The sequence below is a fragment of the Desulfosporosinus youngiae DSM 17734 genome (genome assembly GCF_000244895.1).
In the GTDB taxonomy this organism is placed as follows: Bacteria; Bacillota; Desulfitobacteriia; order Desulfitobacteriales; family Desulfitobacteriaceae; genus Desulfosporosinus; species Desulfosporosinus youngiae.
Genome location: NZ_CM001441.1, coordinates 1570868 through 1592849, shown reverse-complemented (window position 1 = coordinate 1592849; position 21982 = coordinate 1570868). Strand labels below are relative to the sequence as shown.

Here is a 21982-nt window from a genome sequence, read left to right as displayed (position 1 = left end):
GCAAAGCTTTGCATTTTATGTGAAATGGAAAGCTGGAGAAAATGTAAAGTAGAAAGATGCTCTGTACCAATTAGGGTATTCTTATATCTATTTTCTTTACATTTTGCCCTCTATACTTGAATCACTAATAACACATTCAAGTAAGGAGGCACTTATGAAACAGCCATTAACAATCGATGAATTAATTAATCAAGCAAAACAGGCTATGGAGGGAGATGGTCTCAAACAGGATCACATAACACAGGTATCCTATACCTGGTGGAGATTGAAAGATTATCTTTCAGATAACGGCATCCCTTTTAGCAGGGAATCGGCGCTATGTTTTCTGGAAAATCATTATGGCATTAAATCCGGCAATAACTTTGCCCATCTAAGGCCGATTGACAAACGCAGATCTCGCGCCGTTCATATCCTGATTAACTGTGCCGAAGATGGGAAGATAACAAAAGAAAAGTCATTCTGGCCTTGCATGTTCCATGAGCCTTTTGCAGTAGTCTTCAATCAGTTTTTATCAGAAAGGAAATCTGGAAGCTATGCATTATCAACAATCAACAGAGATATCTATACCTTGAACCATCTGTCAAAATATCTCTATGAATCAAAAATAGGACATCTTGCAGATATAGATGCCTCTAGTATCATGGGCTTCATGAAGTGGCTCTCTGCATCGAAAAATCTCCCCACGGTAAAGAGTGCTTCTTCTTCCCTAAGGCTTCTTCTGAAGTATCTCTATGTAAATAAATATGTTGAAAAAGACCTTTCCACTTGTGTACAGACCGTAAGGGTAAGGAAAGTCATTCCTTCCGTTTATGGTACGGGAGAAATCGAAACCATGCTGGATTCCTTTAACCGATTTAGTGCTCTGGGGATCAGGAATTATGCAATGGTTCTTATTGCAGTCAGGCTTGGAATGAGGGCTTCTGATATCTGCGGGCTAAAATTCAGTGCAATCCACTGGGATAAAAGCACAATCGAATTCATTACCAGGAAAACAGGAAAGCATACCGTACTCCCACTTCCAGCAGATGTCGGCAATGCCATCATCAAATATCTCAAGGATTGCCGTCCAAATGTTGATGATAATCATGTGTTCCTGCAGATGCAGGCACCCCACCATGTGCTAAAACCAGCCTCCCTTCACACCATCGTAACAAAAGCTTTTCGTGATGCCGGGATTGTCATTAATTCCGGAAGACGCCATGGCCCACATGCCTTACGCGCCAGCCTGGCTACTGCCATGCTTGAAAAAAAAGTACCGCTCTCAGTCATTTCGGAAACCTTGTCGCATTCCATCACGGATACAACAAAGATTTATTTAAAAGTGGATATCTATCATCTCCGTCCGCTTGCTTTGGAGGTTCCAGGTATTGAAGGCATATGGATGGGAGGTATCCGCTTATGAGCAGAGAATTCAAAAGTACTTTTTCAGATCTGTTACAGGACTTTCTTGATTATAAAAGGAGCGCTGGCTACAAATATACATCGGAAGTACCGTTGTTAATACAGTTTGATGACCTCTGTTGTTCAATGAACATTTCTGTTCCAGTAATAACAAAAGAACTTATGGATATATGGTGTCAAAAGAAGCCTTATGAATCACACAGGAGCAGTTATCAGCAGCGGATCAGTTGCATCCGTCAGTTTTCCATGTATCTGATGGCTTCCGGCTATGAATCTTACATACCGGTCAACCTTGAATATATTCGCCAGCGAAAATCACCGTATTCTGCATATATTTTCACACATGCGGAAATGGAAGAAATCTTTATGCAAAGCAACAGGATTTATCCGAATCGGAGATCTACGATGCATCTGGTCATGCCAGTTCTGATCCGGCTTCTGTATTGTACCGGTCTTCGCGTGATGGAAGCGTTGAACCTGAAATTAGAGCACATTGATCTTGTCAATGGCATTCTTCGCATTGAAAAAGCAAAGTTCAATAAAGATCGGTTAACCCCCGTTTCAGATAGTATGCTGGATATTCTAAAACAGTATTGCGCTGTTATGCATCCTCTGTATCGACCTGAAGAATACCTATTCATCGGAATTACCCGGGAAAGATACTCGCATCATAATGTCTATCTCCGATTCCGTGAGGTACTTGTACAGGCAGGAATAAAGCATGCAGGAAGAGGCTATGGCCCAAGAATTCATGACATTCGCCATACTCATTGCTGTCATGTCCTTCAGAAGGCTACGCAAGAAGGAGCCGATCTTTCAAACATGCTGCCGGCATTATCCACATATATGGGCCATGAATCCTTAGCAGCGACAAGCCAGTATATGAAAATGACGGCGGAAGTTTATCCCGATATCCTTTCGGCAGTCACCAAGGTTTGTGCTTATGCCATTCCAGAGGTGCAGCCATGAAACCTACAAACCTGGCAAGATATATGAGCAGATATATGACGGAGTATCTTCCTGGCATAAGAGGATTCAGCAATAATACCATCTCGTCCAAACGGGATTCCTACATGCTATTGTTCTCATACCTCAAAGATGTCAGAAATCTTAATCCGGATCACGTTGAAATCCCTGAACTCAATAAAGATGTGATTCTGGCCTATCTTGATTGGCTGGAAAGGGAACGGAATTCAAGTGTAGCGACCAGAAATATTAGGCTTGCTGCAATCAAATCATTCTTTGCATATGTACAGATGCAGACACCGGATTATATTTATCAGTGCCAGCAGATACGGTCCATTCCAAGGAAGAAGGAGGCGGAACACCCTTTGGAATACCTGACTATTGAAGGGGTGAAAGCAGTCCTTGATGCAGTCGATACAACGTCACGATCAGGGTTTAGGGATCTTGTGCTATTGAGCTTAATATATGACAGCGCTGCAAGAGTCCAAGAGATTGCAGACCTTTGTGTTGAAGATTTCCGTCAGGAAAAGCCTTCAACTTTGCGTCTGACCGGCAAAGGAAGTAAAACACGGATAATTCCTCTTATGGATAAAACGGCACAGTTTGTGAGGCAGTACATTAATATTTGTCATGCTGACTATAAAAAGGAGCATAGGGTACCGTTATTTTCAAACCGCAACAAGAAAAAACTCACGCGGGCAGGAATAACTTATATCCTCGATAAGTATGTAGCGGTTGCTCGTCAGAATAATCCTTCAATTATTCCGGAAACTGTATCACCGCATGGACTCAGACACAGTAAAAGCATGCATATGCTGCAGGCTGGAGTACCACTTATTTATATTAGAGATTATCTGGGACATTCAGAAATCTCAACAACTGAAATTTATGCACGTTGCAATAGTGAGCAGAAACGCAAAGCTATTGAAGCTGTGTGTCCAGATGTCATAAAGCTAGAAGTTCCTATGTGGCAAACAGACAATTCACTAATGGAATGGTTACAGTCATTGTGAGCCGATTAAAATGTAAAGTCATAGCATTCAGAATAGCATGCTTTTAGCGCTTGAGGAATGTGACTTTACATTTTCTCCAGCTTTCCATTTCATATTTCAGTGGACAAGATGCACTACAGCGTTCCTTATGAATACATCAAACACAAGGTCGATGTTCGAATAACCCGTAATGTAGTTGAAGTATTTTTTAATAACCATCGGATTTGCTCACACTCCCGATTGCACGGTCGTCCTGGCCAATATAGTACGGTCATGGAGCATATGCCGGAAGACCATCAAAAGTACACCGCCTGGAATGCAGAGCGCTTCGTATCCTGGGCTAAAAGCATCGGGGAAAACACCACTGTCGTTGTCAAAGCTATCTTATCCTCTCATCGTATAGAACAACAAGGGTATAAAAGCTGCATGGGCTTACTCAAGATAGCCGATAAATACTCGGTTAGCCGCTTAGAGGCAGCCTGTAAAAAAGCACTCTCCTACACGCCAAACCCAAGCTACAAAAGCATTCAAACTATTATCCAAACGGGCCAAGATAAAATCACCAAAGAGGAACCGGTTAACCCTGAAAATCCCTCCGGCTTTGGCTTTACCCGAGGCGCAGACTACTATGGGAGGAATTCATAATGGTTAACGAAACAACGATCGGCAAACTCAACGAAATGCGGCTCACCTCTATGGCGGAATCATTTCGGCAACAAATACAAGACCCAACCTTTAATGAATTATGCTTTGAGGAACGATTTGGACTCATGGTTGATACGGAATGGGCCAGGCGTAAGGACAACAAACTTACAAGGCTGATCCGTAAAGCAGACCTTTACTTTAATCAAGCGTGTATTGAAGACATTGAGTATCATGCAGATAGAAAACTGGACAAAACCCAAATTAATCGGTTATCTACATGTACTTACATCCAAGAGAAACACAACATCATCTTCCTTGGGGCATCCGGAGCAGGAAAAACATACCTTAGCTGTGCATTTGGCATTGCAGCCTGCCGTAACTTCTATACTGTGAAGTACATTCGCTTACCTGATTTGCTGAATGAATTAGCCGTGGCAAGAGGAGAGGGCGTCTACAAGAAAGTTATGAAACAATACAAGCACGTCAGTCTGCTCATTTTGGATGAATGGTTGCTTGTCCCGTTGACCAATAGTGAAGCCCGTGATGTCTTAGAAATTGTTGAAGCAAGACACAAAAAAGGTTCAACCATTTTCAGTTCTCAATTTTCCCCCGCAGGTTGGCATGGCAAGATTGGAGAAGGTACTTTAGCCGATGCGATTCTAGATAGAATTGTCCATGATTCTTACACGATCTTGATTGATGGTGAAGATTCCATGCGCAAACGCAAAGGAATACAAGAATAACTGCACGTTAAATACTCTTACTCCAGAGGGCTGTGGATAGTGCCGCCTTGTGGACAACCCTACGCTTAATCGCTTCGGGTTGACCACAAGGCTTGGATAAGCACTTTGGGGTCATTCTTAAAAGAGCTTATCCACACTCTCCACAGCCTCGGCTACACCGCTGCTATCTTATCCTGCGCGCATCCTAATTATTGGTGTCATATGAATGTTTATTAGAGCGAGCTGTAGATGGCTCAACCTCCGGAAGGGTGGCTCTAGTTTCCCGGTGAGGTGGCTCAGTCACTACCGGAACACCGGCTCTACAAAACCGTAATATTCATTCAATCCTAACACAGCACTCAACGTGCCTTGAGGATACAAAAAAGATGTCCAAAGAAGCTGGTATCCCCTTGGCGGTGGAGTATATTTAAAAATTCGTTTCCTATGAATGCCATTTTTTAGAAATGTGCTCCTCTTTGTTGCTTGACAATATTAAGTAAATTGCAAGCAATAAAACCCTCAAAAGCGTATCAAAGCTTTGAAGGCTTTATTCATTACAATTTCATCATATCTATTTTTAATATGAACAATGGAAATCTGGAGGCTACTCATATCTGCATACTATATTTGTTATTTTCTTTCAGAAATTGCTTTAGACCTGAAGATACTCGGGCAATATCTGCATCAATGAAGTTCTGTATAATTGAGGCAACCCAATATTCGCTCCCTTCCGGAGGCGTTTCTCCTATGTCAAGATAATTAATATAATCGCAAGACTGGATAGATAAAGGTTTGATAAGTATTATCAGTGATATAAAAATCACCATAATACCTCTTATTGCTGATACAAGATGAACTATTATATCCTTTCTACGATCGTAGATATAATTGGGCAAATTAGACATGACATATTTGATGCCATTAGCATGTACATAATTATTTAGTTCGCGATCAAGAGTTGACCATAAAGGCTTTAAATACAACTCGAAACAGTTTTTAATAGTATCATCATTTTTTAATAAAAAGATATATTTGGAGGCATCAAAATATAGCCTTCTGTCTTGGAAATGGGCATCATCTGATAATGTGTTGTCTAACCATGAATCCACAGCCTTCTCGTGGGGCTTCTTTTTTCGACCAGATGATATGATTTCAAGTAGTAGGTTTAAACCTTCTGTAACTTTATCAGTATCTGTTATATCGTTGAGATATTTCTCTGCTTCTTCTTCAGATAAACCTTCTATTCCATTAAGTGTAGAAATCACGAATAAGTATTGTACTAAATCGTCACGGAATTTCCTTACCAGCGTAAACGCATCTGAAAAGCAGGCGTGTTTGCAGCACCCCCATATGCTTGATAATGTATGTCTTGCCGCATCTAAAGCCTGTCCTTGTATTAAATAAGTTTTGTTCCCAATCCACTCCATTTGAATCTGTTGGAATGCACTATCAGAAGTGAAGTCAAGTAAATCTGACATTTCATCTAACGTTTCCTTAAGGACGATCAAGTTTTCATCATTATCATCAATTTCGATAGAGTCATGCATCATGGCCATCTCCCTTACTAAATTTAAAATTACCAACTTCATCATCTTTGACTTTTCAATAATTTGGTATGTTATAAATAATAGGGAGTCTACAATTAAATTTAAATTAATAAAGATATAAGGTTTGGTAAATATCAGTTACGACAAACCATCCTCTATTTTCTTTCTTAAATAATTTGCAAGTGTATCAACCAAGTTTTTGTCCGTTTCCATAAGATATATAACAACTATTTCTGCCAAATCTTCTCTATCCTTTCGTATGCTTCTAAGTTCATTGATTAAATAACCATATAAAGTTTTTCCGTCTAAATCATCGTGAATATTTGTTTCTACTTGATACTTACGTAAAGCAGACGATAGCGGTCTCCCTTGAAAGAGATAATTATCTAACTGTTTATATAATTGACTATCCACCTTATTAACTAACTTTGCTTTTAAATATTTTTCTAGACTGCTTATTGGCAGATAATCAGGACTGAGATATTTATACTGTTTATGGTTAGCCATAAATTTAGGCACTTCGTCTTTTATATCTTTGTCCAGTATAAGAACTAGTTTGGTATCTTTTAAAAGTAGGCGAGACGAGATAACATCATGTGCCATCGTAATTGTGTTTGTCCAACCACCTGTCGGTAAAACCTTGACACGTATATTGTGAAGAATATCTTTCTCTAACAATATTCTTTCAACAATACATTTCGCAACTTCATCTTCAACAAAAATAACAACATCATTTCCATAGCCGTCATCACTATATAAGTTGCGTGTTGCAAAGGCAGGGTAACAGGGGTTTGTTATTGAAATTGAACCATCAATTTGCTTGGTTAAATAGTAAATATTTTGAGGTTTAATCCCTCTAATTAGTTCTAATGAATGTGTTGAGAAAAAGATGGATAAATCTAAATCATCTGAGATTCTTTGCAAAAAGTGTACTAAGCGTCGAAGTGAGGAAGCGTGAAGCGCAAGTTCTATTTCGTCTAAAAATACAATACATGGTCTTCCTTCATTATGTGTAATCCGTTTCTTTCGAACAATGTTAAGAGAGTGCAAAATGCTGATAAGCAGATTCTCTCCGGTAGACATCCTTGCTTGACTAATATATCTGTTCTGTGGCAATTCATAAAAGTACGGTTCGCCAAAAAGCCCTTTTTCCCTTGCTACTTCCTTTTTAATCACAAGTAGTTTTTCATAATGATTGGGGTCATCATGAAGAATAACACCCAAGTTGGTTCTAATAAACTCATCTGCACAACCCATGTCACTAGATGATAATCTATCAAGAATACGTATAACAGAAAAAGAAGTATCTTTAAAACGGTTTCCAAAAATAATACTACCTTCATAGAATCCGTTTAATGCCATTTTCTGCGTAGAAGTTTTCTGCAACCACTGCTTGTTGTGATAATGCCAGCCCCGTACGGAGGTGCCCAACGTAAATTCAATATAAGCATCACCATCGGGTCTTCCAAAATAATCATACATAGGCATCATAAAAAATACAGTAGAGGCACATGCCACAAGAGTACTCTTTCCTGATGCATTTTCCCCCGTTATAGCATACAATCCTTTTTCCAGAGGGAACTTAAAAGTAAAATCCCTTATAGATTTTACATTATTAATATGCATAACTAATTCCATAATAAATTAACTCCTTAATGCTATGAGGTGAATCTTATAGAAGGAAAAGGGATAATGCTTCAAACTGATCATGAAGCCATTACTTCATATCTCCGTTCATTTCTTCAGTCATACTTTTTCTTTATATACCTTGCAATACTATCATAATCGCCATATATGAATTTTTCATTAATACCCATGAAATCCAACTCATGCAGTACTTTTCCTTTATTCTCAATAACGATTATAACATCAGGCCATACCCTTTGATGGGAAAGGATATGCGTATTATATGTTCTTTCATCAAAAGAGAGATATGCCTGATAGACAAATAAACCTTGCTGATTCCGCCCTCTTTCAAACGATAATATTGGTGTGTATAGAAAGTTGGGGATACAGTTAAGCCACCATACTGGTGCTTCAACATCCAAGATTCGCTTTAAGAATGACTGCAGTTTTAGTGTGTATTCAAGCGCAACCAAGTCTATTGACCCATATTGCCGCTTAATTTCGGCAATCAATTCTTTACCGTCTTTTACATATTCATAGGGCAACTCACTTGCATATTGCCCATTATTGTACAATGGAAATTTAGACTTTTTAGGAATACGGGGTTGCATATCAATAAAGTAATACTGCCAATCGTCAGCTAACTGCTTGAAATAATAGTAGAATTTTTCAGGATGCTGTTTGTAGAAATCAGCAATTGCCCGATATGAATCCAAAATAATATTATTTTCATTTCGTATAAAAAGATCAAGGAAATTCTTATCTTCATTGCGCGAAAGCAAATCTGTAATATCAATCAGTTCATCTTTAAGAAGATATACAAACCCTCTTTCCTGTTCAAGGCGTTCATCTGGATTATGAAATGGTTGACACGCAAAAAACAATGCAACCAAAGGCGATCTCGTAAAATCAATAAGGTTAGTTGGTATTCCATGATGTTGAGCAAAAGCCAAAAAGTTACTGCGTTCATCAGGGGTAAGTCTATGGAAAATCTCTCGTCTAAATTCATTTTTCATTGGAATAAAAGGATACTCCTTATTTCTAAGTGCAGAAGATATTGTCTCATGGTAATTTGTTGGCTCTCCACGAAATATGTAGTTTTCAAATTCATTATTTGAAAACAAGTTTATATACTCAGCTAAATCCTTTACAACTATCTCTTTTGGAATCGGCAGACCTTCCAACTCTTTTTTTGAGTATCTCATTTTATGTCTCCCATATCTTCAGTAGAAGATTTTAACTTGAAAAGACTTTGATTCACAGCATCTATCCAATGATCTTTATCTCTTACTCGTCCTGCCGCAGCGCTTACATTGGATACAAGTTCAGCAAGAACATACCTCTTATAAGGCTCTATATCCAGAGTTCTTTGCATAAAATCTAAGCGTTTTATAAAAGGATCAGCTGATTTTTTATTATGAGCACTTACAGCTTTATCAGCCAACATTTTGATTTCTTCAAATTCTTTGCCTGTAAGCTGTCCTCCATTTCTCATATTTCTTCCTCCTGAATTTATAATTTACAATTCCTCATCCATTACAGATTAGCATAGTTTAAGTTTATCACATCTTTCCCGCAACTCTGATCGAAAATCGAGCCAATGTGAACGCCAGTAATACCCCATAACATCCATCACCAGCGATTGTAGGTCGTCATATATAATATTTCTACTAACTTGCTCAGCAATTTCGGCTTCTTATTGGGTTAAGAAGCGTCTTTTTAATTCTTGTTGAATTTCGTATGAAGTAAGCTTGATTTTCCCACCTTCTGTTTTCATATAAACTTCTCCTTTTGATGTTGAAAATAATTCTTCCTTTTTAATGGCTTCAATAGCTATTTCAACGATATAAACCTCTGGAATTATATCTTCTGAATCATCGATTATTTCTTCAAATGAAATATGTAATAAATCTTGGCTTATGTATGGTTTCACTTGGGAAATGCGTTCAGTAAGCTTTTTTCTTATATTATCCCGATCTTCTTTTAAGAGGCTTACTCCTTTTATCCTTCCTTTATCACTAATCCCCCATTTAATTATGCCATAACCAGTTTCCCAACTATTTAAATATGCAATAATATATATCTCCGCGTTCGAAATAATGGACTCACAAGGGTTATTACCCTTTATCTCTTTGAATTCAACATTCCTATTTTCTTCTTCATTTACCAACTCGTTCAAGCGATATTTTACAATTGGCTTGGGATTAGCAATTTGCCCGCTATCTTTATCGAATGCTGATAATTTTTCTTTTACATCCTTGTAGAAAAATCTTTCATAGTTAAACGTGAGATTTGCATTTCTATGAAAAATATCATTGACGACTAGCTCGACTTTCTGGAAGGGCCTATTCATATGAAATTGAGAATTAGCGGTCAATATAAATTGAATACCATCTAATTTCTCCATCGTATCGTATACTTTCTCTGCCATTATCCTATCTAGGTTTGCAAACGGTTCATCACCTAAAAAAACGCTGCCATTCGGTATAGTAGCTAATATGCTTAAAATCGTTAAATAGCTTTGATAACCTTGAGATACAAAACGATATTTTGTATCCTTATGACTATACATATCAGACAGATTTTCGTCTTTAATATATAAATTATCTAGCAAGTCTAGCGCTATCTTTATTTTCGAATCCGATAGCCAATATCTATCATGAATAAATTCGCCACTAAAAAGGAAGATTTTATCATATTCTATCGATGTCAATTGCTTCATTTCTTTCAGCGAGTTAACAAGAATCTTCGTTTCCCCATCTTGGTAATGCTTTACTAGCTCGTAGTTCTTTCCTTGGTTTTCAATTGAAACCGCGATTTGGGCATTTTCTCTCTGATTGCTTTTGTATTTTAAAGTTTCCTAATCTTGAAACATTGAATATAGCACCGCTAAAACAGTAGTTTTTCCACTTCCATTTGCACCTTGAATTATATTTATATTGTTAGATTCAAATCTTAAGTCAGAACTTTTTATGTATCCCATATTGGATATCTTTAAATTCTTAATATGCATATTATCACCCACTTTTAAGTTGCCTCTCCTAATACCACTACAAGCAACATTGTTATTCTAATTGTATATCTTTGGGTGATCTTTTTCATCAATAATCTCACATATTTTCCAATATTCATAACTCCATTTCACACAGAGTCCACACTCACAACAAACTCGACATAACAGGATACTCAATCTCTTCCCCGGTACTGCCAGCCATCGGTTTTAATCCGCTATGAAGAAATGATGCTACTGCTGTAACGCCCAGCTCACCGCCAGTTGTCATGACACAGCAACCGATACACAAGATCCTCAAGGCACGCTTGTGTACATAACCAAGACTGGCGAAAAATATCACCGGGATGGATGTCTGTATCTTGCAAAGAGCAAGATACAGACTATGCTTCAAGAGGCTAAAACTGGAGGGTATGGGCCATATTCTGTGTGTAATCCACCCAGATAACACAAAGCCACTCGAATAAATCTCCTTTTTAATGACATAATAAATCCATAAACAGCTAGGGGGTTTGCTTTATGGATTTTAACAAGTTCCCCAATATTTCACCTGAAAGTTTCATGTTAATAGGAGCTGAAATTTCTCAAGCTTATTATCAAAAAGGCCGTAAGGATGGTAACATCGAAGGATACACTAAAGCAGCAATGGATTTTAAACCCGCCATTTCTGATGGTACTCGTAAAGGCTCTTCCTTATGCGCAAGCAAGCTGAACATGTATAAATTTTTCAAAAAGCATGGAATCTCTTTTCCCGAAGATTAATACAAAAAATACAGCCATTGCAGGCTGTATTTTTTGTTCGGCTATATTCCCAATCGCTTGGAAATTTGATGGTTTTGCGGTATTAATACAACTGAATTCAGATCTATAGTAACACCCTTGATAGCCCTGGTTACAATCTCATCTAATTGTTTTAACCAGTTAGTTGCATCGTTTCCAAACAGTTCCTCCCTCATTTCATAACGGGTCCATTCGGCTGCCCCGATTCCGGAATGCTTGCTTTGCCCTGCTCATCAGCCTGGGTGAGGCTATCCTCCATTTTCGGCTGCTCCACATGGCACGTCCTAAGCAAATCCACTATCTTTTCCGGCACATTGTCAAAACCCACATGATGATCGCGTTCCAGGGACACAGTGTACCAATAGTCGTAGGGGATATACACCGTGGACTGATTATGGCCAAGCGAATGAGCCGCTTCTGCCATGTTTTTGAGCCGCTTGCGACATAGTATTGAGCCACCTTGGACAAGCAGAGAGCCACTATCTTAAAGATAGTAGCTCCCGATAGATTTTGGTAGTTAAATCAACGTTCTCTGTAATATGATAATACTATTTTTCTTGATTGCTCCCATAGGTCTTGGTCACTGTATTCGAAAGGAGTAGGCTCTTCGCCGAGCTGGCAGATCAATTCATTCTTTAATTCCTTAGAGAAGATGAATCGATAGTATTCTTCTAGTTTTTGAATATAATTCTTGGTGATAACCATTATTCGCGACCTTTCCGAGAAAGCCCATGTCGTTCTCGCATTGACTCTTTGCCGTCGATCAGAATCTGATAAGAATTATGAATAATGCGATCTAAAATGGCATCCGCCAAGGTATCCTCTCCTATTTTCTCATGCCATCCCATGGGATCAAATTGTGAACAGAAAATAGTGGAACCTTGCTGATGTCTATATTCAATAATCTCCAGTAAGTCACGGGCTTCATTCCCTTTTAACGGTGTGAGAAGCATTCATCTAGAATGAGCAAATTTACTTTTTGATATGGTTTCATCACCTTTTGAAAGATACCTTCGCCTCTAGCCACAGCTAACTCGTCGAGCAAATCAGGTAATCGAACATATTTTACTTTGTAGAATTGACGGCAGGCCGCGATTCCCAAAGCACAGGCCAAATAGGTTTTCCCGTTTCCTGAGGCACTTTTAAGAATAATATTGTGATGCTCTTCGATATATTGGCCCGTGGTCAAACGCAGAATTTGTGATTTATCCAGCTTTCGATCGGGATGATATTCAATATCTTCGATTGATGCTTGATTATTTCGAAGTTGAGCAGATTTAATGAGTCGTGCCAATGCATTGTTTTGTCTGCGAGACCATTCTATATCCACTAGCATACTAAATCGATCTTCGAAAGAAAGCTCTTGGTATTCTGGATTACGCAACTGTTCTCTGAAGGTTTCCGCCATGGCAGATAGGCGCATGTCTATTAGTTCGGTGGGGACGCCTTCTTCCGATAACTCTTTGGCGATTATGTGGGTCCCCTTGCCATTCAGGTAGTCCCGGAAAATACGACGGACTACGACAGCTTCTACCACCTGAATGATCAGCTCTCCGTTCTCATTTTTGGTATAGCCGTAAGCCGGTGTACTAATGATATAGGTGCTGTCCTGAAAACGTTTGAGAATACCCCATTTGTTGTTGCTGGAGATGCTTTCAGCTTCTCCCTGGGCCAGCGAGCTTAAGATGGTCAGCATCTGTTCGCTTTTCTCTGCCAAGCTGTTGATGTTTTCCTTTTCAAAAAAGACAGCAATGCCAAGTTCCTTTAATCTTCGGATGGCTTGGATGCTGTTTACGGTGTTTCGGGCGAAACGGGTCACGGATTTCGTGATAATCATATCGATCCGGCCCTTTTCGCAGTCCTTCATCATTCTTAAAAAGTCATCTCTTTTTTGCATCTTCATTCCGCTTCTTGCTTCATCGGCATAGATCCCGGCGAATTTCCAGTCTTCCCGCCCTTTGATCAGGGGCTGATAATACTCCAGCTGGGCGGTGAAAGAATTCTGCTGTTCCCAGGGAGTCGCTGCTGACCCGGCAGTAGGCGCAAACCCGCTTTTTCGGCTGTAACTGCAGGGTAATTTGTTGCTTTACAGGATCAATCTTGGTGATTTTTTTGGCCATGCTTTTCTCCTTTCTTTCCTGTTTGACCTTTTTTGACCCCTGTCAGCAACACACATTACCACAGCATTTTTGAGATAGCTAGTATTATTTCACATATACCTCAGCAAGTTCAGGCGTGAAGGTTTGACGGTTCAATTCATCGATTTTCCGGTATTCAGCAAGGGTAATCAGGCCCTTGCTCAACATGATCTCCAGCAGTTTGACCGCTGCCTTGTATTTCACTTCATTAGCTTCCTGGTCCCTTGACATCCGGCGCACCTCCCCTGATCACAGCAAAAGGCTTAAAAGAGTCCGAGTGGATCTGACCTTCCAGCGGGGAGAAAATCTGAATGCCCAACCTCTCCAGCTCCCGGAGCAGTCCAAGAGTTTTTCCTGGATACAGGCTTAAACGGTCAACCCTCTTGATCAGCAGCACCTCAAATTTACCCTCCCTGGCAGCCTACATCATCTCCATCAGCCCGTTGTGGCTGAAATCCCAACTGCCTCCGGTATCCTGAGAAGCTCCCACAACCTCCAGCTCCATTTGGTTGGCATAATCAAAAAGGTCATTCCGCTGGTTTTTAAACTGCCATGGCTATCTTCAGGTGCATCGATTTGACTATAGATCTAGGCACGTTTCCATTCTCTCATCATGATCCCTCCCTCTCCCCTTTCTTTAGAAAAAAGAAGCAGAGGTATTTCCCCCCTGCCTCTTCAGCCATTTTATATCCTGGGCTTTCTGGCCCAGCTGTTGCTACAACATCTTTAGCTCACTTTTCGCGGGCTGACCCCTTCCCTGGACTCCAGAAGGGCTTGGTACGCCGCTTCATCCGCGCTCAGAATTTTCCCAGGTTCTTTTTCCCCCATCTGCATGGGGATCAGATCTTGCAAAATTTCCTGAAGCAGTGTCTGAGCCGGGCAGCGGTTGATGATAGCTCCGAAGGAATTTATAGTCAGATGAGCGAGTCTGTCCGTTCAAATCATTTTGTCCGCATTTTCTCCGTGGAGCATAATACAGTCGGTGATGTTAGCCGTGGTATTTTCAAAATAAAATGCCCTCCGACTTCAGTCATAGCCGTATACATAGCCAATGACCCGGTCTTTCCTATAATCTCATCCTGTCTTGACGTTTTCATTGGGATTCCTCCTTAGTTTCGGCCTTTAATCTCACATGGATGCGGCAGGAGAATTTCCTCTGCCGCGGCTATCTGAGATCAAAGAGATCTCCTTGCAGGCCTTTCCAAAACAATTGCCGCGCTTCAATGCGCCTACTCCAAAACAGCATAAGAACCCTAATCTTAAAGAGCGGCAGTATAAACGGACTGCCGATTCAGCCCCCCTTAGAAACTGCAACTCACCCAAGATCCGGCAATGGGCGATACCCCGGAATCTCCGAAAACAACCCATTGACCGCCCCTGCTTTTAGGTAGACAGTGGCCGACGAAAGTCAAATTTTAGCTCAATCCTAATATTCCATTTTAAGGGTCATACTCGGATTATCCTCCAGTGTCTGAGCATCCGTTTCCGCCCGTTCCGGATCAGCTTCTTGCCGGGAATCAAGAACGCCTCCCTCAGCCATTTCCTCCACAGCAGGGATCTCCATATCCCCCTGCTGCATGGAAGTAAGCATAGGAAGTAGTTCATTTTCTAAAAAATCCTGATCCGAGCAATAGTCGATAACGCCATCATGGGTTGAAATAACGGCCACATCACTGGGTGTAGTGATAAGTACGTCGCCCCCTGCCCCGGTCGTACTTTGAGCGATAAAGGCTGCGATATTTTTCGGAGTTACCTTTAAGACATGGGGAACGTAGATATCATCCTCGGAATAAGCCACTAAATAAGGATGTTCCATGACTCGCGGATTCGCTAAATTCATCAAGGCGTCAACCACTTGCGGGGAAAGTATCTTAAAGAGAGCAGCATTGATCTCACCCTCTTTGGCCGAGAAAATCTTAATGCCCTGTTCATTCAGCCCGCGGAGAAAATTAATAGTTGGTACCTCATCTCTGCCAAGACTTGCAATGAACAAGGCCTTCATCTCGCCTGCAGCAGCGGCTTCCGCCACTTTGGCCAAACCGTTTTGTTTAAAACTCGGACCGCTGCCGATATCCTGAGCTATTCCGACGACCTCATATCCCTGCCATTTAGCATAGTCCGAGAGTACCTCACTTTGCTTTTTCAAGCAGTAATTTGCATCCCCGGAAGCGCCAACTCGCAGGTAAACCCAGGCCCTTTGTTTCTCATCCGTCATTTTTATCCCACCAATACATAAGATTTAGCTTAGATACTACACGGCAGAACTTTTAAGCCCCGCCGCGCAGTATCTAAGATCAAAGTGATGAGTTTGTTCTTCATTTCCAAAACAGTTGCCGTGCTTCTATTCGACGCTACTTCCCGAAGCACAAAAGAATCCATGATTCTTCCAGGGCGGCAGCATAAACGGTCTGCCGGTTAAACAAACCTCATAGGAATTCACCTCTCCCAGGATCTCTGGAAGCCGCCCCCATTGCCTGATCCTGCTTGCAGCAGGGCTGTGGCTGGACGGAAGTAGCATTATCCCTGTCCATTTCCTTGCGAAACAGCCCACCACGGGCTGTTTTATGACCGGGCATTCCCGCTCGTCGCCTTCGATGCCATCGGTTCGACGGATACCTGTCACCCATCCGCAGGTAGTCTTGGCGCGCCTGTCAACGTCGCTGCCGCTCAGCACGGCTGGACAGTTCATGTATTTATGCTGCCGGATTTTTAGTTTTCAAAGAACAGAAAGGGCATAAAGAAACCCCCTCACTTATTTCCACGTTGAGTGAGGGGGTTGCACGGAACTATTTTTACTTATCCATGAGTTTTTTTAATTTGCCCAGAATCTTAATCTTCCGGTCATGAATGGTCATATAAGGAATACCGGTTTCCCTTGACAGCTGCCGTTCGCTCTTGCCTTTAAGAAACAGCTCAGTGATCAGCTCCTTTTCCTTCGGTGCCAGGAGTTCCAGGCAAGTCTGCATTTTCTCAAGCATGACCGTTTTCACTGCAGCATTCTCTACGCTTACCCGCTCATCGGCAAACTGCCGGTTTTCCTCCAGCGGCCGTTCATAGGAGTCTTCCCGGCTGGGAACGAATGCAACGGTCCGCTTAACATAGTCAATCCGGTACCGCTCTGCTTTCAGGTCGTATTGTTGGTACTCCATCTTGCGGTCGCTTTTTTCCAGTGCCTCAATCTGTTCATCGCTTAAACCGGGATACTGTTTACGATAGTTCACCCTTTTTTCTAATTTAGCCATCGGCTTGTCCTCCATTTCGCGATCTTTAAAATCTGGAAATGAAGAACAAGCGGAGGTGAGCGGCAATTCGGAACTGATGTGCTTTTGCAGAAAGCGGTGCAGCATGTAAAGTTTTTCGCACCTAATTGACTGAATATTGTGAAATCAACTGCTGAGAAAAAACCAGCACTTTGCAATAAGCGAAGTGCTGGTTTTCGGCGGTATTGAATTGATGGAAGGCCGTATAGACAAAGTGCTCTGTCTTTATTTCGACCTCCTGATGAATTGATAACGGTAAGCGCGGCAATGAATCCTGAGGCCCCCGTTCGCCAAGTACAAATGTCAGCAAAAGGCAGACCTGAGAAGCATTAATCAATGTTGTAAAGCATATACAACAAAAGCCTGTCTAAAAGACAGGCTTGCAACATTGGCAACCAGGCTATTCATAGCGCCTTTTAAGCACCTTAGATCCTACGGTTTTGCGTCCCTGCCTTTAGGCAGGTTTGCCCTTGACTTTATTCAGTTTTACCTAAACACATTTCTGCCATGGCCTCTATCGAACCGTAAACAACCTTCAACCCCGAATGCTGGGTTACCTCATGAGCACTTACGCCCGGTGCACCCAACTGGGGTAAGATCAGCGTTCGATGAGAGATCGCTTTATCGAGTTGCAATGGCCAGAGGATTTAAAATTTCGGTCGTTCCAACGATCCCTTTTACCAACAGCACACCATACATTAATATCTTGGTATCAGGGACTAGAATCCAAGTGTCCAAGCCAGATAATTCTTTAATACCTAAGCACTAATTTCACCGCTCATTATCCGTTCTTTAAGTTTCAAAACTTTATCTTCGATGATTCTTGCCGCTCTGATAAACTCATCATCGCTTTTTCCAGTTGGATCTTCAAGACCCCAGTCTTCTCGGTACTTACACGGTACGTACGGACAATTAACATTGCACCCCATCGTAATCACAATATCTGGTTGTGGGATAGCTTGAATCAACTTGGAAACTTGAGTCTTTTCCATATCAATATCATAAAGCTGTTTTACGATCCGGACGGCGTCTTTATCAATAGCAGGCTTTGTTTCGGTACCGGCTGAGTACGACTCGAAAACATTTGAAGCGAATTTTTTACCTAGAGCCTCAGCCATCTGTGAACGACAAGAATTGTGTACACAGACAAAGGCAACCTTTACTTTATTCATTATTAATTCCCTCACTTAGTCGTTGATAAAGACTAGAGTTCAAGCAGTTTATCTCCTTTAATGTCTTCGGCGCTCCACGGGATTACAGCAAAATTCCCCTTTGAATGTTCATCCACCTTATTGATCCACTCGATCTCATGACTTGCCTTTGCCGCCAATAATTGATTGGTGGTTCCTGTACGATACAGAGAAGAGTTAATAACCCACCATTTCGTCGCAATCCCTGCCCGTTTCAAATCTCCTTCAAGACGCATTGCTTCGTAGACCGGTGTAGCTTCCGCAAGGGTAACAATGATGACTTCCGTCTCCTCTGAATTTCGAAGTCTCGGCAGAAGTTTTTTCACCGATTCCGGAATATCGCCTTGTGAACGTTTAATCTCTTGGTGATAACTCTGGGTGGAATCCAGTAAAAGCAAGGTGTGCCCTGTCGGCGCGGTGTCGATAACCACCACTTGATCTTCGGCTTTCTCGACAATTTGGGCAAACGCTCTGAATACTGCAATCTCTTGGGTACAAGGAGAACGCAAGTCTTCCTCGATATAGGCAATATCCTCCTCCGACATTGTTTCTCTTGCCTTAGAAAGGACTTCCTCTTGATATTTTTTGAGTTCTGCCTGCTCATCAATGTGGCTTAAGGTAATCCCGCTATTCTCATTGATGACAAATCGGAGGTGGGCCGCAGGATCTGTGGTCGTAAGATGCACCTTTTTCCCTCTTTCCGATAATCCCAAGGCAACGGCCGCTGCAATCGTTGTCTTACCGACCCCGCCCTTCCCCATCGTAAAAATGACCTTTTTATGGGTGTTATGCAGATCATCAATGACATCTTTAAGCTGCGGAATGGTTTCTTCCTGAATTCTTTCTTTATGAATAAACAAGTTGTCCTGGGTGAGCAAAGCCCGGACATTTTCTATCCCCGTGACATTATACGCTCTGAGTGGCACCGTATAGGTGAGTAAGTTCCGTAAACCCTTTGGCATTTCTTCAAGTGCCTTCTGTTGCTTGAGATAAAGACTTTCGGAAATTGCATCATCATAGGAAGCAAGGACTCCGTTTAATATCAATACTTGATTGTTTACTCCTAAATCCGCCAGCTCCTTCGACGCTCGCACAGCCTCTTTGAGCGGAGTTTCTTCGGGACGCGAAACCAGAATAAGGGTTGTCAAGTCACCGTCTGCTAAGGTTTCTACAGCTTTTTTATACATTTCCTTTTTACTCTCCAAACCGGAGAGTTGCCCTAAACAAGATGCCCCATGCGTGCTCTCACTGATGAATTGACTCCACGCCGAGGGAAGCTGCAGCATTCTCAGCGTATGACCTGTCGGTGCCGTATCGAAAATGATATGATCATACTCTTCCTGCATTGTTTCATCCGTTATAAATTGGGAAAACTCGTTAAAAGCTGCAATCTCAACGGTGCAGGACCCTGAAAGCTGTTCCTCCATATTTTTGATAACGACCTCGGGAAGTTTACCCCGATAAGGTGCAATCACGCTTTCGCGGTATTCTGCAGCCGCTTGTACAGGATCAAGGTTAGCCACTACAAGATTAGGGACCTCTTTAATTGCCACACCCTTATTATTAAGGTCAGTTTTGAAAACATCTTGAAGATTGGAGGCAGGATCAGTGCTAATAAGCAAAACTTTTTTGCCATTATCCGCAAGGCTCACCGCGGTAGCGCAAGCTGTTGAAGTCTTGCCGACACCGCCCTTTCCTGTATAGAAAAGATATTTTGTCAATTGAATTTTCTCAGGAGTAAATGCCTTCATTTTAACAACATCCCCCATCTGAACAATCACAGGAATCTGAACTGCTTTTGGTAGTGACTTCAAATGGATTAGATTTTTCGTTTAAAGTTCCACTGGGTAAATCCAAAATTTTACAAAATTCATCATTGGAAGGATATCTTCCTGTTAAGACAATTTCCCCGTCAAGTACGATAGCCGGTAGATCATCGACTCCTTTAGTATTAAGGAGGTCGTTAATGGTTTTGTTATTAACGAATTCCATTGGGGCACTTGTAAGATTGAATCGCTCAACCTCGATACCTTTTTTATTCAAGGCACTGAGGACCGTTGAAATTCTGAGGAGTTCTTGGTCAACGCCGACACCACAAAGGCCTGTAGGACAGCACATCGCCGGTTCAAAGATTTGTATTTTTTTCATTTTAAGTTCCATTCCTTTCGCTGTGCTCAAGGCACAAAAATTTATGAAAGTGTCTCCTAGTGGATATAATCCAATTGGATAAGCAGATACACTACAGAGCACGGGGAGGTGAGTGGTCCAGGGTTTAGCACCCTGCCCGCATTTTAAGATGTGCCGTTTGCTATTTTCAAGTACAAATAAGTGTGCCATAGAGCACGTAAACTAATCCTTGTATAAACAATTCCCGTTTATTATGTAGCAAACAGTCAATGTCTGCTTTATCCACTATAAACTTATGCGGGGATGTGTTTATGCTCAAAATTGTTTTTCCTATTTGCTGTGGAATTGATGTCCACAAGAAGTTTGTTGTTGCAACGGTTGGTACTACTAACAAATCGGGGGTTACGGATTACCAAACGAGGCAATTTTCAACCTTTACCCAGAGTTTGCTTCAACTTTTGGATTGGTTGAAAGCTCACTCTTGCGTTCATGTCTGTATGGAGTCTACAGGCAAGTACTGGCACCCTGTTTTTAACATTTTGGAAGATTACTGTGATGTTGTCGTTGCTAATCCAAAGTATGTTAAAGGTATTCGAGGCAAGAAAACCGATAAGAAAGATTCTATTTGGCTTTGCGATTTACATAAGCACGGTTTAGTTCCCAGTAGCTTTATACCACCCTTACCAATTCGTCAAATTCGTGATTTAATGCGGTATCGGTTTAAGCTCATCAATGTTAAGTCAAGCGAGAAAAACCGCATCCAAAACTCTCTAACTGTTTCAAATATTATGATTTCTAGTGTTGTTTCTGATACTTTTGGCGTAAGCTCGATGAGAATCATTAATCACATACTTGATAATCCGGATGATATGGATTTCGAGGTTTCATCAATGTTACACGGAAGAATGCAAGATAAAGCAGAAACAATTACAAAATCAATCAATGGGAATTTAACTAAGCCTCAAGCAGATAAAATGCGTGTTTGTCTGCATCATCTTGAGAACATCGAGAAACATATAACTGATATCGAACGGGTTGTTTTAGGCTTAGCTCAGCCCTATTTGCCACAAATAGAGATAATTTTATCATTGCCAAGTATCAAGGATGTTTTTACTGCCATCGCTATAATCGGTAAGATCGGTAGCGATATGGCAGTTTTTAATTCCTCCAAGCATCTATGCTCATGGGCTGGAGTTACTCCTCAAAACAATGAAAGTGCTGGCAAGAAGAAATCTGTTCGTATTTCACGAGCTGGTGTATATATCAAGCCATTACTAGTTCAATGTGCAAATGCTGCAATTAAGAGTAAAAAGTGTCCGTATTTCAAAAACCGATATGACCAGATTAAGAAACGTCGAGGTCACAAAAAGGCCATTATTGCTATTGCACATACACTGCTAAAATGTATCTACCATATGCTAGATAAGGGTGAGACGTTTAATTTTGAACTATACAAAATCGACTCCAAACCAAAACAAACTTATGCATCGCAGATCACTGAGGAAATGGCTATTCGCTACCTGCAAACTTTAGGCTACCAAATACCCGATATGCCTAATACAACTTAAAACCTTACAA

The 21982-nt window shown here is 41.1% G+C and carries 23 protein-coding genes, 4 pseudogenes and 1 riboswitch; of the genes and pseudogenes, 7 read left to right on the top strand and 20 right to left on the bottom strand.

The genetic code is table 11. The annotated features are described in order from the left end of the window. Positions 1–154 precede the first annotated feature (154 nt). The 5 genes and pseudogenes from DESYODRAFT_RS07605 (at position 155) to istB (DESYODRAFT_RS07585) (ending at position 4747) form a co-directional block, all read left to right on the top strand. The gene (locus tag DESYODRAFT_RS07605) at positions 155–1402 is read left to right on the top strand and encodes a site-specific integrase (protein WP_007781418.1); all 1248 of its coding nucleotides are present in this window, start codon (positions 155–157) and stop codon (positions 1400–1402) included. Beyond that, entirely contained in the window at positions 1399–2370 is a 972-nt protein-coding gene (locus DESYODRAFT_RS07600; protein WP_007781416.1) for a tyrosine-type recombinase/integrase, read from the top strand. The genes DESYODRAFT_RS07605 and DESYODRAFT_RS07600 overlap by 4 nt, the downstream gene beginning before the upstream one ends. Continuing rightward, positions 2367–3380 carry a site-specific integrase gene (locus tag DESYODRAFT_RS07595; protein WP_007781415.1) on the top strand — a complete coding sequence of 338 codons (1014 nt, stop codon included), beginning with the start codon at positions 2367–2369 and terminating at the stop codon, positions 3378–3380. The genes DESYODRAFT_RS07600 and DESYODRAFT_RS07595 overlap by 4 nt, the downstream gene beginning before the upstream one ends. Positions 3381–3461: 81 nt before the next feature. After that, positions 3462–4004: pseudogene (locus tag DESYODRAFT_RS07590) on the top strand (Mu transposase domain-containing protein); the annotation flags it as partial. Beyond that, positions 4004–4747 carry an IS21-like element helper ATPase IstB gene (istB, locus tag DESYODRAFT_RS07585; RefSeq protein WP_007781413.1) on the top strand — a complete coding sequence of 248 codons (744 nt, stop codon included), beginning with the start codon at positions 4004–4006 and terminating at the stop codon, positions 4745–4747. The pseudogene DESYODRAFT_RS07590 and the gene istB (DESYODRAFT_RS07585), both read left to right, overlap by 1 nt. A gap of 587 nt (positions 4748–5334) precedes the next feature. Here the strand turns inward: istB (DESYODRAFT_RS07585) and DESYODRAFT_RS07580 are convergent. From DESYODRAFT_RS07580 to DESYODRAFT_RS29905, 6 genes are all read right to left on the bottom strand, one after another. Beyond that, a complete protein-coding gene (locus DESYODRAFT_RS07580) occupies positions 5335–6318 on the bottom strand; it encodes a hypothetical protein (protein WP_207636362.1) in 984 nt (327 codons plus the stop codon). Positions 6319–6411: 93 nt separating this feature from the next. Then, positions 6412–7911 carry an ATP-dependent nuclease gene (locus DESYODRAFT_RS07575; RefSeq protein ID WP_007781407.1) on the bottom strand — a complete coding sequence of 500 codons (1500 nt, stop codon included), beginning with the start codon at positions 7909–7911 and terminating at the stop codon, positions 6412–6414. A gap of 104 nt (positions 7912–8015) precedes the next feature. After that, positions 8016–9104, bottom strand: a complete 1089-nt coding sequence (locus DESYODRAFT_RS07570; RefSeq protein ID WP_007781405.1) for an FRG domain-containing protein — start codon at positions 9102–9104, stop codon at positions 8016–8018. Next, positions 9101–9394: a hypothetical protein gene (locus DESYODRAFT_RS07565; protein WP_007781403.1), complete on the bottom strand. Its 294-nt coding sequence runs from the start codon at positions 9392–9394 to the stop codon at positions 9101–9103. The genes DESYODRAFT_RS07570 and DESYODRAFT_RS07565 overlap by 4 nt, the downstream gene beginning before the upstream one ends. 201 nt (positions 9395–9595) lie before the next feature. Beyond that, on the bottom strand, positions 9596–10612 hold the full coding sequence (locus DESYODRAFT_RS26590; protein ID WP_169315912.1) for an RNA-binding domain-containing protein: 1017 nt from the start codon (positions 10610–10612) through the stop codon (positions 9596–9598). Between the two features lie 147 nt (positions 10613–10759). Then, positions 10760–10912: an AAA family ATPase gene (locus tag DESYODRAFT_RS29905; RefSeq protein WP_427854322.1), complete on the bottom strand. Its 153-nt coding sequence runs from the start codon at positions 10910–10912 to the stop codon at positions 10760–10762. Positions 10913–11428: 516 nt separating this feature from the next. On the opposite strand from DESYODRAFT_RS29905, the gene DESYODRAFT_RS07555 reads away from it, so the two are divergent. Next, the gene (locus DESYODRAFT_RS07555) at positions 11429–11671 is read left to right on the top strand and encodes a hypothetical protein (protein WP_007781398.1); all 243 of its coding nucleotides are present in this window, start codon (positions 11429–11431) and stop codon (positions 11669–11671) included. Between the two features lie 190 nt (positions 11672–11861). On the opposite strand, the gene DESYODRAFT_RS07550 is transcribed toward DESYODRAFT_RS07555, so the two are convergent. The 14 genes and pseudogenes from DESYODRAFT_RS07550 to arsD all read right to left on the bottom strand — a co-directional run bounded on the left by DESYODRAFT_RS07550 (position 11862) and on the right by arsD (position 20425). Then, a complete protein-coding gene (locus DESYODRAFT_RS07550) occupies positions 11862–12113 on the bottom strand; it encodes a hypothetical protein (protein ID WP_052315252.1) in 252 nt (83 codons plus the stop codon). A 280-nt stretch (positions 12114–12393) separates the two neighbouring features. Next, a pseudogene (gene istB / locus DESYODRAFT_RS29900) lies at positions 12394–13385 on the bottom strand (IS21-like element helper ATPase IstB). Next, positions 13365–13652, bottom strand: a pseudogene (locus DESYODRAFT_RS29895) (recombinase family protein); the annotation flags it as partial. The pseudogenes istB (DESYODRAFT_RS29900) and DESYODRAFT_RS29895, both read right to left, overlap by 21 nt. Further along, on the bottom strand, positions 13606–13809 hold the full coding sequence (locus DESYODRAFT_RS29890) for a hypothetical protein (RefSeq protein WP_427854311.1): 204 nt from the start codon (positions 13807–13809) through the stop codon (positions 13606–13608). The gene DESYODRAFT_RS29890 and the pseudogene DESYODRAFT_RS29895, both read right to left, overlap by 47 nt. Positions 13810–13893: 84 nt before the next feature. Next, entirely contained in the window at positions 13894–14058 is a 165-nt protein-coding gene (locus DESYODRAFT_RS28650; RefSeq protein WP_007781393.1) for an SHOCT domain-containing protein, read from the bottom strand. Further along, positions 14036–14224: a hypothetical protein gene (locus DESYODRAFT_RS29060; RefSeq protein ID WP_052315251.1), complete on the bottom strand. Its 189-nt coding sequence runs from the start codon at positions 14222–14224 to the stop codon at positions 14036–14038. The genes DESYODRAFT_RS28650 and DESYODRAFT_RS29060 overlap by 23 nt, the downstream gene beginning before the upstream one ends. 544 nt (positions 14225–14768) lie before the next feature. Further along, complete coding sequence (locus DESYODRAFT_RS28015; protein ID WP_007781392.1) at positions 14769–14924, bottom strand: hypothetical protein; 156 nt, start codon at positions 14922–14924, stop codon at positions 14769–14771. Positions 14925–15253: 329 nt separating this feature from the next. Then, positions 15254–16042 carry a recombinase family protein gene (locus DESYODRAFT_RS07515; RefSeq protein ID WP_007781390.1) on the bottom strand — a complete coding sequence of 263 codons (789 nt, stop codon included), beginning with the start codon at positions 16040–16042 and terminating at the stop codon, positions 15254–15256. Between the two features lie 126 nt (positions 16043–16168). Then, positions 16169–16516 carry a hypothetical protein gene (locus DESYODRAFT_RS28005; RefSeq protein ID WP_157137130.1) on the bottom strand — a complete coding sequence of 116 codons (348 nt, stop codon included), beginning with the start codon at positions 16514–16516 and terminating at the stop codon, positions 16169–16171. A 103-nt stretch (positions 16517–16619) separates the two neighbouring features. Then, the gene (locus DESYODRAFT_RS07510) at positions 16620–17069 is read right to left on the bottom strand and encodes a sigma-70 RNA polymerase sigma factor region 4 domain-containing protein (protein ID WP_007781388.1); all 450 of its coding nucleotides are present in this window, start codon (positions 17067–17069) and stop codon (positions 16620–16622) included. 405 nt (positions 17070–17474) lie between these two features. Further along, positions 17475–17566: riboswitch (cyclic di-GMP riboswitch) on the bottom strand. Positions 17567–17596: 30 nt separating this feature from the next. Then, a pseudogene (locus DESYODRAFT_RS29885) lies at positions 17597–17840 on the bottom strand (mercury methylation corrinoid protein HgcA); the annotation flags it as partial. 5 nt (positions 17841–17845) lie between these two features. Continuing rightward, positions 17846–18259: an arsenate reductase ArsC gene (locus DESYODRAFT_RS07505; RefSeq protein WP_007781386.1), complete on the bottom strand. Its 414-nt coding sequence runs from the start codon at positions 18257–18259 to the stop codon at positions 17846–17848. Positions 18260–18291: 32 nt separating this feature from the next. Then, positions 18292–20028, bottom strand: a complete 1737-nt coding sequence (gene arsA, locus DESYODRAFT_RS07500; protein WP_042338326.1) for an arsenical pump-driving ATPase — start codon at positions 20026–20028, stop codon at positions 18292–18294. Position 20029: 1 nt separating this feature from the next. Further along, a complete protein-coding gene (arsD, locus tag DESYODRAFT_RS07495; RefSeq protein ID WP_042339459.1) occupies positions 20030–20425 on the bottom strand; it encodes an arsenite efflux transporter metallochaperone ArsD in 396 nt (131 codons plus the stop codon). Positions 20426–20715: 290 nt separating this feature from the next. On the opposite strand from arsD, the gene DESYODRAFT_RS07490 reads away from it, so the two are divergent. Then, positions 20716–21972, top strand: coding sequence for an IS110 family RNA-guided transposase (locus DESYODRAFT_RS07490; RefSeq protein ID WP_007781376.1), 1257 nt, complete (start codon positions 20716–20718; stop codon positions 21970–21972). Positions 21973–21982 lie beyond the last annotated feature (10 nt).